Origin of the sequence: Blastococcus carthaginiensis (genome assembly GCF_030731085.1) — a bacterium.
GTDB classification, from domain to species: Bacteria; Actinomycetota; Actinomycetes; order Mycobacteriales; family Geodermatophilaceae; genus Blastococcus; species Blastococcus carthaginiensis.
On record NZ_JASNFN010000003.1, the window covers coordinates 18,413 to 30,474 of the forward strand.

The window sequence follows — 12,062 nt, forward strand, 5'->3', positions numbered from 1 at the left end:
CTTCCCTCCCTGCGGGTCAGACCGGTTGGGCGAGCGGCCCGCCCGCGGCCCGAGGACCCTCGGCAGTGGGCCGGGCGGATGCGGCAGCATCTTTCGCGGCGACGTAGCCGAAGACGATCGAGGGGCCGATGGTGGCGCCCGGGCCGGCGTACTCGTTGCCCATCACCGACGCCGACGTGTTGCCGGTGGCGTACAGGCCCGGGATGACGCCGCCGTCCGTACGCAGCACCCGGCTGCGCTCGTCGGTGACCAGGCCGCCCTTGGTGCCGAGGTCCCCGACCTCGATGCGGAACGCGTAGAACGGCCCCTTGTCGATGACGTCGAGGTTCGGGTTCTCCAGCGTCGGGTCGCCGTAGTAGCGGTCGTAGGCGGAGTCGCCGCGGGCGAAGTCGGCGTCGACTCCGGTCCGTGCGAACCCGTTGAACCGCTCGACGGTCGCGGTGAGCGCGTCCGCGGGGACCCCGATCTGCTCGGCCAGCCCAGCCAGGGTGTCGGCGCGGAACGCGATGCCGGCGTCGTAGAAATCCTTGGGGATGGGCATGCCAGGCAGAATCTGCGCGAACGGGTACCGCGCCCGCGCCTTGGCGTCCATCACGAACCAGGACGGCGCGTGGCCGCCGGCCAACTGGTCGTGCACGAAGTTGACGTAGGGCGCGGACTCGTTGGTGAACCGCTGTCCGGCGGCATCGACGATGACCGAGGGCGGGATGCACCGCTCGGACACCAGGGGAATCACCGCGCCGGCCGGGTGGCGCACCGAGGGCATCCACCAGGCGTCGTCCATCAGGTCCAGCGCCGCCCCGGCCTTCTGCCCCAGCAGGATGCCGTCGCCGACGATCTCCCGTGCACCGGCGCTGTAGTCCGGGTGCGCACCCTCGGGCAGGTACTGCTCACGCATCTGCTGGTTGTGGTCGAAGCCACCGGTGGCCAGCAGCACGCCGTGGCGGGCACCGATGCGCATCGCCCTGCCCTCGCGGTCGACCTCGATCCCGCGGACCGCGCCGGCGTCGTCGAGCACGAGGTCGGTCATCGGGGTGCGCAGCCACAGCGGGATGCCGGCGTCCTTGAGCGCCATGCGCATCCGGGCGGCCAGCGCGCGCCCGCCGGTGGCCATGTGCCGGCGCCGGACGACGTTGGACGACACCCGCCAGGCGGCGACGACCGACGCCCACCGACCACGCCAGGTCCGCTTGACCATGGCCAGGTCGTGGTAGTCCTTCGCGGTCACCCACAGACCCAGCGGGCCCTTCATGCTGTTGGGCCGCTGGAACTGCTCGTCCTCGCCGAGCTTGCGGGTGTCGAACGGCTTGGCCTCGATGGAGCGGCCCAGCGGGCGGCCACCCTCCAGCTCGGGGTGGTAGTCGGCGTAGCCCTTGGTCCAGTCGAACACCATCCACTTGCTGCGGCACAGCAGCTCCATGGCGGGCGGACCGTTGTCGACGTAGGCGTCCAGGCGCGCCGCGGGCACCCGCCCGTCGGTGAGCAGGTCCAGGTAGCGGCGGATGGACTCTCGGCTGTCGTCGTGGCCCTTGGCCCGCAGCGTCGGGTTGTTCGGGATCCAGATGCCGCCGCCGGAGATCGCGGTGCTGCCGCCGAACTTCTTGCCCTTCTCCACGACGAGCACGCTCAACCCCGCGTCGGCGGCGGTGAGCGCCGCGGCCATGCCGCCGCCCCCGGAGCCGACGACGACGAAGTCGTACTCCTCGTCCCAGTTCCCCGCTGCGGTCACGCCGCGTCCTTCCGGGTCAGGAAGGCCAGGACAGTGGCTTCCCAGGCCTCCTTGGCCTCGATCATCGCCCAGTGCCCGCAGTTGGGGAACACGTGCAGTTCGACCTCCGGGATCGTGCGCATCGGGATGAGGGCCATGTCCATGGGGCTGACCCGGTCGTCGCGACCCCAGGTGATGAGCGTGCGCGCCTTGATCTTGTGCAGCATGGCCCAGTACGGCGGCGCGTCGGAGTTCGCGGCCGCTGCGGTGCGGGACTCCATCGCCTTGCGGCCGTACATGCGGCGAGCACTGGCCAGGGTCTCCGGGTCGGTGGCCTGCGCCCACCGCTCCTCGATCAGCTCCTCGGTGACCATCGCCGGGTCGTACACCATGGAGTGGAGCCACTGGACCAGTCGCTCGCGAGTCGGCTCCTCGGTGAACTCGACGAGCAGCTTGATGCCCTCGCCGGGTGACGGGCTGAAGATGTTCCGGCCGATGCCGCCGATGGTCACCAGCCGGCGGATGCGGTCCGGGTGGGCGGCTGCCACCTGGGCCGCCACGATCCCGCCCATCGAGTTGCCCACGACGTCGACCTGGTGCAGCCCGAGACCATCGAGGAAGCGCAGCACCGAGGGGGGCGCGGCGACCATCGGGTGCTGGTCGGTCGGATCGCTCACCCCGAAGCCGGGGAACTCCAGCACCAGGCAGCGGAAGTGCTCGGCGAAGGCGGCCAGGTTGCCGCGGTAGTTCCGCCAGCCCGTGACCCCGGGGCCGGAGCCGTGCAGCAGCAGCAGCGGAGGGCCGTCGCCGGCCTCGTGGTAGCGCAGCACGCCCTGGTCTGTGGCCAGCTCCCGGAGCGTGGACTCGTAGGTCAGCGGGGTCATCGGCGGATCAGCTCCAGCGCACACGGGAACGGGTGGTCGGCGAGCGTGGGAACCGTAGGCGGACCCGGGGGGTGGTCGGCGGCATGCGTCCCGATCAACGGGACGGCCGGGCAGGATCGGGGCGGTGCAGCCCGTTCCCCGATCGGTCGCCGTCCGCTTCCGGTGACCGGGACGCGGCCGGGGACGACTGCGCGTGGCGTTCCTACCGTCCTCGGCATGCGGACGATCGAGCCGAACAGCACGTCGCCGTCGACAGGTCCCGCGGCAGGCGCTGCGGGCAGTGCCACGGCACCGGACCCGGCGCCTCCGACCCCGGCCGAGATGCGGCGCGCCATGGGCGCCTTCGCCAGCGGCGTCACCGTGGTGACCGGGCACGACGGCCAGGACGCCGTGGGCTTCGCCTGCCAGTCCTTCGCCTCGGTGTCCCTGGAGCCGCCGCTGATCCTGTTCTGCGCCGACCACCGGGGCCAGGCCTGGCCGCGCATCCGCACCTCCGGGAAGTTCTGCGTCAACGTGCTCGCCGAGGACCAGACCGACGTCTGCGGCCGGTTCGGCTCGGCGCGTGGGCAGAAGTACGAGGGCCTGGAGTGGGACCGATCGCGGTGGGGCGCCCCCGCCCTGCACGACGTCCTCCTCCGGGTGCACTGCGAGGTCTACGACGTGCACGTGGCCGGTGACCACGACGTCGTCATCGGCCGGGTGCTGCACGTGGAGACCGGCCCCGAGACACGACCGATGATCTTCTTCCGGGGCCGGTTCGGCGTGGACCCCGAGCCGGAGTTCGCACCGCCGGACTGGGGCTGGGGCGACCGCTGGGGATGAGCCCCGGCCGGGGCCGGCCCGCCTCGCGGAACCGGCCCCGCAGGCCGTTAGAGCCAGTCGCCGTTTTCCCCGGCGGCCAGCAGTCGGTCCAACGTCTGGGACGACCAGGTGGGGCCGGCGGCGCCCGGGATGGCACGCGGACGGCGATCGCTGTCGAGGTTGGGGTGCAAGGCCAAAGAGACCTGGCGGGCGGCGTCGACCACCAGCGGGGCCACCTTCTCCAACGGCGTCCTCGCGTCGCCGACCAGGGAGATGCTGGCCAGCGGCCCTTCCGGGCCCCGCACGGCGGCGGCCACGCAGGCGATTCCGGAGAAGCACTCCCCCCGCTCGAACGCCAGGCCGCGGCGCTGTCGGATCCGGTTGAGCTCCTGGTGCAGCGTGCTCAGATCGCCGATGGTGCGGCTGGTCAGCCGGCCGATCGCCTGGCCGATCTGGCAATCGACCTGCTCGGGCTCCAACCAGGCCAGCATCGCTTTGCCCAGCGCCGTGGAATGGGCCGGCGCGCGCCCGCCGACCCGGGAGGGAACGGCGCCGGCGAAACGGCCACCCACCTTGTCCAGGTAGTACACCGCCGCCCCCTCCAGGACCGCCAGGTGCACGACCATCCCTGTCTTGATCTGCAACTCGTGCAGCAACGGTGCAGCAGCGACCCGGATCTCCTCGAAACCGCCGTCGCACCCTCCCAGACCCAACGCCCGCTGGCCGAGCCGGTAGCCGAACGGCGTGTGCTCCAGCCAGCTCAGCCGAACAAGCTGGTCGAGGATCCGATGCGCGGTGGATCGGGGCAGATGCGTGCGCCGGGCAACGTCTTCCAGGGTCAGCCGCGTCGAGCGACCTTCGAACGCGTCGAGGATCAGCGTCATCCGCTCGACCATCGACGGAGGAAGCTCCGGCCGCCCGGCGGCGGGAGTGGCGGAATCGGCGGCGGGCTCGGCGGCGAGAACAGTCATCGGTGACTCCACGCTCCATAACTGGAATGAATTCCTGTTCCACCGACGGTACCAGCGAGCTGCGTCACACGGAACACCCACGGCCGCGTGTGCACAGCACCCGTCCCGCGACACCTGCCGGTCACCGGCGTCGCGCTGTTCCTGGCATCGCCGCTGTCGCGGTACGTGACCGGCACGACCTTGCACGTCGACGGCGGCAGCCGCGCCGCCGGCGGCTGGCTCCCCGCCCGAGCGGCGGCTGGACCAACCGCCCGCGCGACCCGTGAGCCCCTCCGGGGGAGCATGTGCAGCTGTCCCAGCCGGGTCGGCTCCCGGCGCGGCTCGATGCGGACCACCGTCTGCCGGCAGCCAGCGGATCCATCCTCGTCCCAGCGTCCGAGAGCAGGCCTGCGCCTCGGCGGGCGGATGATGGCCACCGTCACCATTCTCGACAACCGACGCCGCGGCACCGCTGTTCGATCACCACCGACCGCCGGTGCGCGGCACGGACCCGGCAGGGACGAGGACGCCGTCGTGGGCGAGCGAGGCGTCGGCGCCCTCTTCCTCTTCACCGCCCGTTGGGCCGAGGCCGTGACCGGGCGGTCGTACTCGTCGGCCCGCCTCGCGGATCCGCGCCAGCTTCTCCGGCCGCCCATCCCGCGCTGCCGCCCGCCGCTGCTCGAGTCCGGCCAGCAGCAGCGCACACTCCGCGGCGTGGCTCACCGCGGCCGGACCTGCGTGCGGTTCACCTTCCCGGTGGCGTTGCGGGGCAGCTCTTCGGTGGTCACCCGCCAGCGGGAGGGCACCTTGTACCGGGCGATGCGGCCCAGCAGGTACTCGCGCAGCTCTTCACCGGTGACCGTCGAGCCGGCGGCGACGACGACGACCGCCGTCACCTCCTCGCCGAGATCGCCGTGGGGGACGCCCAGCACGATGCACTCGCGCACGGCGGGGTGGGTGGCCAGCTGGTTCTCCACCTCCACCGGATAGACGTTCTCCCCGCCGCGCAGGATCAGGTCCGAGCGTCGGCTGGAGATGCGCAGCCGCCCGTCCACGAACGTGCCCAGGTCGCCGGTGCGGAACCAGCGGTGCGGAGCCGTGGAGGCCGCAGTGGCTTCCGGATTGCGCCAGTAGCCGAGCATCATCTGCGCACCCCGCAGGTACACCTCCCCCTCCGTCCCCTCGGGCACGGGTTCACCGGCGACGTCACGGATCTCCACCTGCACGGTGGGCACGGGCCGGCCCACCGAATCCGGATCGGCGAGGAGCTCGGCAGGGCCGGCGAGGGTCGCGGCGGTCGATGATTCGGTGAGCCCGTAGGTCGTACCCATGGAACGGCCGGCCACCGGCAGCACCTCGCGGATCCGGTCCTTGAGCCCTGCGGATGACGGCGCGGAGCCCAGGTTGAAGGTGCGCAGCGAGCTCAGGTCGTAGGCACCCAACCCGCCTTCGCGATCGGCGTGCTCGACGATCCGCACGGCCATCGTGGGCACCGCCCCCCAGTTGGTGACCCGCTCCCGCTCGACCAGCCGCAGCACCCGGTCGACGTCGAAACGGCCACGGTGGACGACCGCAGTGTCGCCCACCGCCAGCCGCACGACGGCCAGGTTGTGCAGGGCCGCGATGTGGAACAGCGGCGTGACCAGGAGGAAGCGGCGGTCGACGAGCGGGGTGCCGAGCGCGGCGGGGACCGCGTCGTTGAGCAGGTGGAACCAGCACGCCGCGACGACGTTGCGGTGCGAGTGGGTCGCACCCTTGGGCCGCCCGGTGGTGCCGCTGGTGTAGAGGACCACCGCGGGGTCGTCCTCCACCACGATGTCCGCGGGGAGCGGTGCGCCGGCGTACTTGGTCACCAGCGCCGGGACGTCGTCCTCGATCGACAGCACCGGGATCGCCGGCTGGCCGGCGAGAGCGCGGCGAGGCGCGTCGGCCACCAGCAGGACCGGTTCGGAGTGCGCCAGCCCGTAGGCGATCTCCGGGCCGGCCCACAGCGAGTTCATCCCGACCGCGACGGCCCCCAGCGCGGTGGCGGCCCAGAAGGTCAGGATCCACTCGGGGTTGTTGGCCGCGCAGATGGCGACCCGGTCGCCCTTGCGCACGCCGAACTCCTCGCGCAGCGCCGCGGCCAGTGCGGCCACGGCATCCAGGTGGTCGCGGAAGGTCAGCCGGCTCCCCTCGGTGACCAGGTACTCCCGATCGCCGAACCGGGCCGAGGCGCGCAGCAACTGCCCGAGGGACCGCTCCCGGTTGGCGAACACCTCCATCGGTTCCCCGAGCACGTCCTCGGTGCGGATCTCGAACCGTGACCCGGGGCCGGTCAGGCGGGCGAGGATCTCGTCGCGGCTGGGCGGGTAGCGGCCGGTCATGTCGGGGACTCCTCCGTGATCGGGGCAGCGGGCGGCTCGTCAGCTCGCCGTGCATGCATCTCAGCGGACGGTCAGCTGACCGCCGTCGACGTTCCACGACTGCCCGGTGATCCAGGCCGCCTGGTCGCTGGCCAGGAAGACGACGGTGGAGGCGACCTCCTGGGCGGTGCCGACGCGGCCCAGCGGCAGGTTCGCGGTGACATAGGCAGCCCAGGCGTCGGGCGACCAGTCGTCGAGGCGGCCGGTGGCGGTGACCCCCGGGCAGACGGCGTTGACCCGGATGCGATGGGAGCCCAGCTCCTTGGCCATGGAGGAGGTCAGCGACTGGACGCCGGCCTTCGAGGCGGAGTAGGCCGCGGTCCGCGGACCGCTCAGCTTCCCGCCGATGGAGGAGATGTTGATGATGCTGCCGCCCTCGCCCTGCTCGATCAGCCGGCGGCCGAAGGCCCGGCTCATGAGGAAGGTGCCGCGCAGGTTGACCGCGATCACGTGGTCCCAGACCTCGACGTCGAGCTCGGTGACCGGTACGCGGTCGGCCCCGCGGGAGGCGGCGGCGTTGTTGACCACGACGTCGACGCGGCCGAACTCGGCGAGAACGGCGGTCAGGAGCTCCTCGGCCCCCTCCGGGGTGGCGACGTCGCAGACCACGGGCAGCGCACGCCGGCCGAGGGCGCGGACCTCGTCGGCGACCGAGTCGACGTCCCGCCAGCCGGCGGCCTTCTCGTCGTCGGGATAGCGGTCGGGATGGCGCCCGGTGCCGGTCTGGACGACGTCGCAGCCGGCGCGGGCCAGCTCGACGGCGACCGCTCGCCCGATCGAGCGCATCCGTCCCGCACCGGTCACGACCGCGATCCGGTCCGTCAGTCCGGTCAGCTCCACGCTCATCCCGGCACCCGGACGAGCTCGACGGACTGCCCACGGGCCTCGACGGTGCGCCGGCCGGCGTCGCGGAGCGCGTCGGCGATCACCGCGTCGGGAACCCGTTCGGCCGTGGCCGGTCCGGGCACGGGCTCAGATCCTCTCGACGATGGCGCCGGTGGCCATGGCGCCGCCCGCGCACACCGCGACCATGCCGATCGCCCGGTCGGTGCGCTCGAGCTCGTCGAGCACCGTGGCGATGAGCCGGACGCCGGTGGAGCCCACCGGGTGGCCGAGGGCGATCGCCCCGCCGTTGACGTTGAGCAGGGCCGGATCGACCCCGTGCACCTGGGCGAAGGACATCGGAACCGCCGCGAACGCCTCGTTGACCTCGAACAGGTCGATGTCGCCGATCTTCATGCCGGTCCGCTCCAGGAGCCGCTCGGCGGCCTGCACCGGGCCGTCGAGCAAGTAGCGCGTCTCCGCGCCGATCAGGCACTGGGCGATGATCCGGGCGCGCGGCCGCAGCCCGAGCTCCCGGGCGCGCTGCTCGTCCATGAGGATCGCGGCGGTGGCGCCGTCGGAGATCTGCGAGGCGGTGCCCGCGGTGTGCAAGCCGCCCTCGAGGATCGGCTCGAGCGTCGCCAACGCCGCCATGCTGGTCTCCCGCAGGCCCTCGTCGCGGGTCACGACCTCGCTGTCCGGCCGGGTCACCGGGATGATCTGGCGGTCGAGCCGGCCCTCCTCCCAGGCGCGGCGACCACGCTGCTGCGACTGCAGCCCGAAGGCGTCGAGCTGCTCGCGGGTCAGGTTCCGGCGGCGGGCGATCCGGTCGGCGGCCTCGAACTGGGCCGGCAGGTCGACGTCCCAGTCGGCCGGCCTGGGGCGGCCGTAGTCACCGACCCCGATGTTGGCCAGCAGCGGAACACGCGACATCGCCTCCACGCCGCAGGCGATGCCGGCGTCGATGGTGCCCAGCGCGATCTGGCCGGCGATCAGGTGGACCGACTGCTGCGCGGAACCGCACTGGGCGTCGATGGTGGTCGCACCCGTGGTCTCCGGCAGGCCGGCGTGCAACCAGGCGGTGCGGACGACGTGACCGGACTGTTCACCGGCCTGGGTGACGCACCCGCCGATGACCTCGCCGATCAGCGCGGGATCGAGACCGACGCGGTCGAGGACGCCCTTCTGGGCGATCCCGAGCAGCTCGGCGGGGTGCAGGTCGGACAGCACGCCGCCGCGCCTTCCGTAGGGCGTCCGTGCTGCGTCGACGATGACGGGGGTGGGCATGGAGATCCTCCGGGACTCGGGCTGAGGCGGACGCTAACCGCGGCGCGGCGGCCGGCGACGGGCCGATCCCGCTGAGCGAGCCATCGGGTCGGCGGGTGGCAAGGAGGATCAGCGCCCGGCGGCGGCGATCACCGCGTGGACCTCGCGCGCTGCTCCAGCGGCCGGTTCCAGCTCGGCCCGGCCACCCAGGTCCGTGGCGACGTCACCCGGTCCGGCGTGGAGCCCGAGCCGGAGGCCGCCGCGCCGGACCGGGGCCGGGGCGACCGCTGGGGCCGACGCCCGGACGGAGGCCGGCCGCCGTCCCCGAGCGGCCACCCGCCGGGGGTTCAGAGCCAGTCGCCGTTCTCGCCGGCGACCAGCAGCCGGTCCAGGGCCTGCGGGGACCAGGTGGTACCGGCGACGGCGCGGACCGCACGGGGACGGCGGCCGGCTTGCAGGTTGGGGTGCAGCGCGAGCGACACCTGACGAGCCGCATCGACCACCAGGGGGGCGACCTTCTCCAACGGCATCCGCGCGTCACCGACCAGGGAGATGCTGGCCAGCGGCCCTTCAGGACCCCGGATCGCGGCGGCCACGCAGGAGATCTCGGGGAAGCACTCCCCCCGCTCGAACGCCAGCCCGCGACGCTGGCGGATCCGGTTGAGCTCCTGGTGCAGCGTGCTCAGATCGCCGATGGTGCGGCTGGTCAACCGGCCGATCGCCCGGCCCACCTGCACGTCGACCTGCTCCGGCTCGATCCAGGCCAGCATCGACTTGCCCAGCGCCGTCGAGTGAGCCGGAGCCCGACCACCGACCCGGGAGGGGACCGTCCCGGCGAAGCGCCCGCCGACCTTGTCCAGGTAGTAGACCTCGGCCCCTTCCAGCACGGCCAGGTGGACCACCATCCCGGTCTTGATCTGCAACTCGTGCAGCAACGGCGCGGCCGCGACCCGGATCTCCTCGAAACCACCGTCGCGGCCGCCCAACCCCAGCGCCCGCTGGCCCAGCCGGTACCCGAACGGGGTGTGCTCGAGCCAGCTCAGCCGGACCAGCTGATCGAGGATCCGGTGCGCCGTCGACCGCGGGAGGTGCGTGCTCCGGGCGACGTCCTCGAGCGTGAGTCGGGTGGAACGGCCATCGAAGGCATCCAGGATCAGCGTCATCCGCTCCACCATCGACGGAGGGAGCTCCGGCCGCCCGGCGGCAGGAGCGGCGGAGTCGGCGGCGGGCTCGGCGGCGAGGACAGTCATCGGTGACTCCACCCTCCAGAACTGGAATGAATTCCGTTTCGCTGAAGCTACCAGTGACGGGCGTGACGCGGAACTCTTGCGCGGCGAGTTCTTCCCTCCCTTCCCGGCCACCGGGAGGGCGCGCCGTGCGCCGCCCTGCCGGCGGTAGCAATGGAGCCGGACGCAGGCCGCCCGGCGCCTGCCCGTGGGAGGAGCGCGCATGCGGATCGGGATCGTCAGCCCGGTGGTGACCCTCGTACCGGGGGCCCACTCGCCGTGGGAACGGAACGCGGGCATCGAGGAGCTCAGCCTGATCGCGGAGGCGGCCGACCGGCTCGGTTTCGCCCACCTCACCTGCAGCGAGCACGTCGCCGTCCCGGTCGACGTCGCAGAAGCACGCGGCGCCACGTACTGGGACCCGCTCGCCACCTTCGGTCACCTGTCCGCCCGCACCCGGCGGATCCGCTTCGCCACCCAGGTGCTGGTGGTCGGCTACCACCACCCCCTCGAGATCGCCAAGCGCTACGGGACGCTGGACCGGGTCAGCGGGGGGCGGCTCACCCTCGGCCTGGGCGTCGGCAGCCTCGAGGAGGAGTTCGCGCTCCTCGGCGTCCCGTTCGCAGGGCGTGGCCCGCGGGCCGACGACGCGATCGCCGCGCTGCGCGCGGCGCTGTCCCGACGCGAGCCGAGCTACGCGGGCGAGTTCTACGACTTCTCCGGTTTCGTGGTGGAGCCGCACGCGCAGCAGGAGCGGGTGCCGCTGTGGATCGGCGGGCGGACGCTCAAGTCGCTGCGCCGGGCGGTCACCGCCGGCGACGGGTGGGTGCCCTTCGGGCTCTCCTTCGACGAGCTCGCCGACCTGCTGGGTTCCGTCGATGTCCCGTCCGGCTTCGAGGTCGTCCTCTCCGCGGGGCGGCCGCTGGACCCGGCGGGGGACCCCGATCGCACCCGCGAGGCGCTGGACCGGCCCCGGCGGGCCGGTGCCACGACGGTCAACGTCGCACTGGCCGCCGACTCCGCCGAGCACTACTGCGAGCAGCTCGAGGCCCTGGCCCGGCTGGCCGCCGCCGACGCGGTGCCCGCCCGATGAGCGCCGACCTCGCCGGGCGCCTGGCGCACCTGGAGCAGCGGGTGCAGCAGCTGGAGAACGAGCGCGCGGTGGCGCAGGTGGTCGCGGCCTACGGTCCGCTCGTCGACGGCGGTGACGACGCCCGGGTGGCCGCGCTGTGGGATCCCGACGGGGTCTACGACGTCGACGAGCTGCTCATGACCGGGCGTGCGGAGATCGCCGCCATGGTCCGTTCCCCCGCCCACCAGCGCTGGATCGCCGGGGGCTGCGCGCACGTGGTCGGCCCGCCGCACGTCACGGTGACCGGCGACGACGCGGTCGCGGTCTGCCACTCGCTGATGGTCGTGCACGACGACGGCCGGTTCGTGGTCCGCCGGGCCACCGCCAACCGCTGGCGGCTGCACCGCGGCGCCGACGGCTGGCAGGTGGTCGACCGCACCAACCGGGTGCTCGACGGCCGCGCGGAGGCGCCCCGCCTGCTGAGCGCAGGCATCTTCGGCGACGGCTCCCCGGGCGACGAGGCGTGAGCGAGCACGCCGCGATCGAGGCGACGCTGCACGCGGTCGCCTCGGCGCTGGACGAGCGGGACTGGGCCGCGCTCGGGGCGGCGTTCACCGAGGACGCGCACGGCTACGGGGCGGACGGCCGGGCGGCGATCGTCGCCCGTGTCCGGGAGCACCTGGGCGGCTGCGGACCCTCGCAGCACCTGCTGGGCAACGTGCGGGTGACGGTGGACGGGGACACCGCCCGGTCGCGGGCCTACGGCCGGGTGTTCCACGTCGGCGTCGACGACCCGCGCGCGTTCTACGAGTGCATGGGCGAGTACCACGACCGCTGGCTGCGGACGCCGGAAGGCTGGCGGCTGATCCGTCGCCGTTTCGTCATCAGCATCGAGCGTGGTGACCGCGGGGTCCTGCGCCCCGGCTGA

The 12,062-nt window shown here is 73.1% G+C and carries 12 protein-coding genes; 4 read left to right on the forward strand and 8 right to left on the reverse strand.

From position 1 onward, the window contains the following. Positions 1–16: 16 nt before the first annotated feature. Both QOZ88_RS04605 and QOZ88_RS04610 read right to left on the reverse strand, forming a co-directional pair. Positions 17–1,729 (reverse strand): FAD-binding protein, encoded by a 1,713-nt coding sequence (locus QOZ88_RS04605; RefSeq protein WP_305998616.1) that lies wholly within the window; start codon positions 1,727–1,729, stop codon positions 17–19. Continuing rightward, positions 1,726–2,592 (reverse strand): alpha/beta fold hydrolase, encoded by an 867-nt coding sequence (locus QOZ88_RS04610; RefSeq protein ID WP_305998617.1) that lies wholly within the window; start codon positions 2,590–2,592, stop codon positions 1,726–1,728. Before QOZ88_RS04610 ends, QOZ88_RS04605 begins: the two co-directional genes overlap by 4 nt. A gap of 321 nt (positions 2,593–2,913) precedes the next feature. Here QOZ88_RS04610 and QOZ88_RS04615 point away from each other — a divergent pair, with 321 nt between their 5' ends. Continuing rightward, positions 2,914–3,414, forward strand: coding sequence for a flavin reductase family protein (locus QOZ88_RS04615; RefSeq protein WP_305998618.1), 501 nt, complete (start codon positions 2,914–2,916; stop codon positions 3,412–3,414). Positions 3,415–3,461: 47 nt separating this feature from the next. On the opposite strand, the gene QOZ88_RS04620 is transcribed toward QOZ88_RS04615, so the two are convergent. The 6 genes from QOZ88_RS04620 to QOZ88_RS04645 form a co-directional block, all read right to left on the reverse strand. Further along, positions 3,462–4,364, reverse strand: a complete 903-nt coding sequence (locus QOZ88_RS04620; protein WP_305998619.1) for an IclR family transcriptional regulator — start codon at positions 4,362–4,364, stop codon at positions 3,462–3,464. A gap of 698 nt (positions 4,365–5,062) precedes the next feature. Further along, positions 5,063–6,709, reverse strand: a complete 1,647-nt coding sequence (locus tag QOZ88_RS04625; RefSeq protein WP_305998620.1) for a class I adenylate-forming enzyme family protein — start codon at positions 6,707–6,709, stop codon at positions 5,063–5,065. A gap of 60 nt (positions 6,710–6,769) precedes the next feature. Then, positions 6,770–7,594, reverse strand: a complete 825-nt coding sequence (locus tag QOZ88_RS04630; protein WP_305998621.1) for an SDR family NAD(P)-dependent oxidoreductase — start codon at positions 7,592–7,594, stop codon at positions 6,770–6,772. Then, complete coding sequence (locus QOZ88_RS04635) at positions 7,591–7,716, reverse strand: hypothetical protein (RefSeq protein WP_305998622.1); 126 nt, start codon at positions 7,714–7,716, stop codon at positions 7,591–7,593. Before QOZ88_RS04635 ends, QOZ88_RS04630 begins: the two co-directional genes overlap by 4 nt. Positions 7,717–7,720: 4 nt before the next feature. Further along, positions 7,721–8,857: a steroid 3-ketoacyl-CoA thiolase gene (locus QOZ88_RS04640; protein WP_305998623.1), complete on the reverse strand. Its 1,137-nt coding sequence runs from the start codon at positions 8,855–8,857 to the stop codon at positions 7,721–7,723. A gap of 326 nt (positions 8,858–9,183) precedes the next feature. Beyond that, a complete protein-coding gene (locus QOZ88_RS04645; protein ID WP_305998624.1) occupies positions 9,184–10,086 on the reverse strand; it encodes an IclR family transcriptional regulator in 903 nt (300 codons plus the stop codon). Positions 10,087–10,285: 199 nt separating this feature from the next. Between QOZ88_RS04645 and QOZ88_RS04650 the strand changes: the two genes are divergently transcribed. Genes QOZ88_RS04650 through QOZ88_RS04660 form a run of 3 tightly spaced genes read left to right on the forward strand, consistent with a single transcriptional unit; the run spans position 10,286 to position 12,062 of the window. Next, on the forward strand, positions 10,286–11,155 hold the full coding sequence (locus tag QOZ88_RS04650) for an LLM class F420-dependent oxidoreductase (RefSeq protein WP_305998625.1): 870 nt from the start codon (positions 10,286–10,288) through the stop codon (positions 11,153–11,155). Continuing rightward, positions 11,152–11,661, forward strand: a complete 510-nt coding sequence (locus QOZ88_RS04655; protein WP_305998626.1) for a nuclear transport factor 2 family protein — start codon at positions 11,152–11,154, stop codon at positions 11,659–11,661. Before QOZ88_RS04650 ends, QOZ88_RS04655 begins: the two co-directional genes overlap by 4 nt. Continuing rightward, complete coding sequence (locus tag QOZ88_RS04660; RefSeq protein ID WP_305998627.1) at positions 11,658–12,062, forward strand: nuclear transport factor 2 family protein; 405 nt, start codon at positions 11,658–11,660, stop codon at positions 12,060–12,062. The genes QOZ88_RS04655 and QOZ88_RS04660 overlap by 4 nt, the downstream gene beginning before the upstream one ends.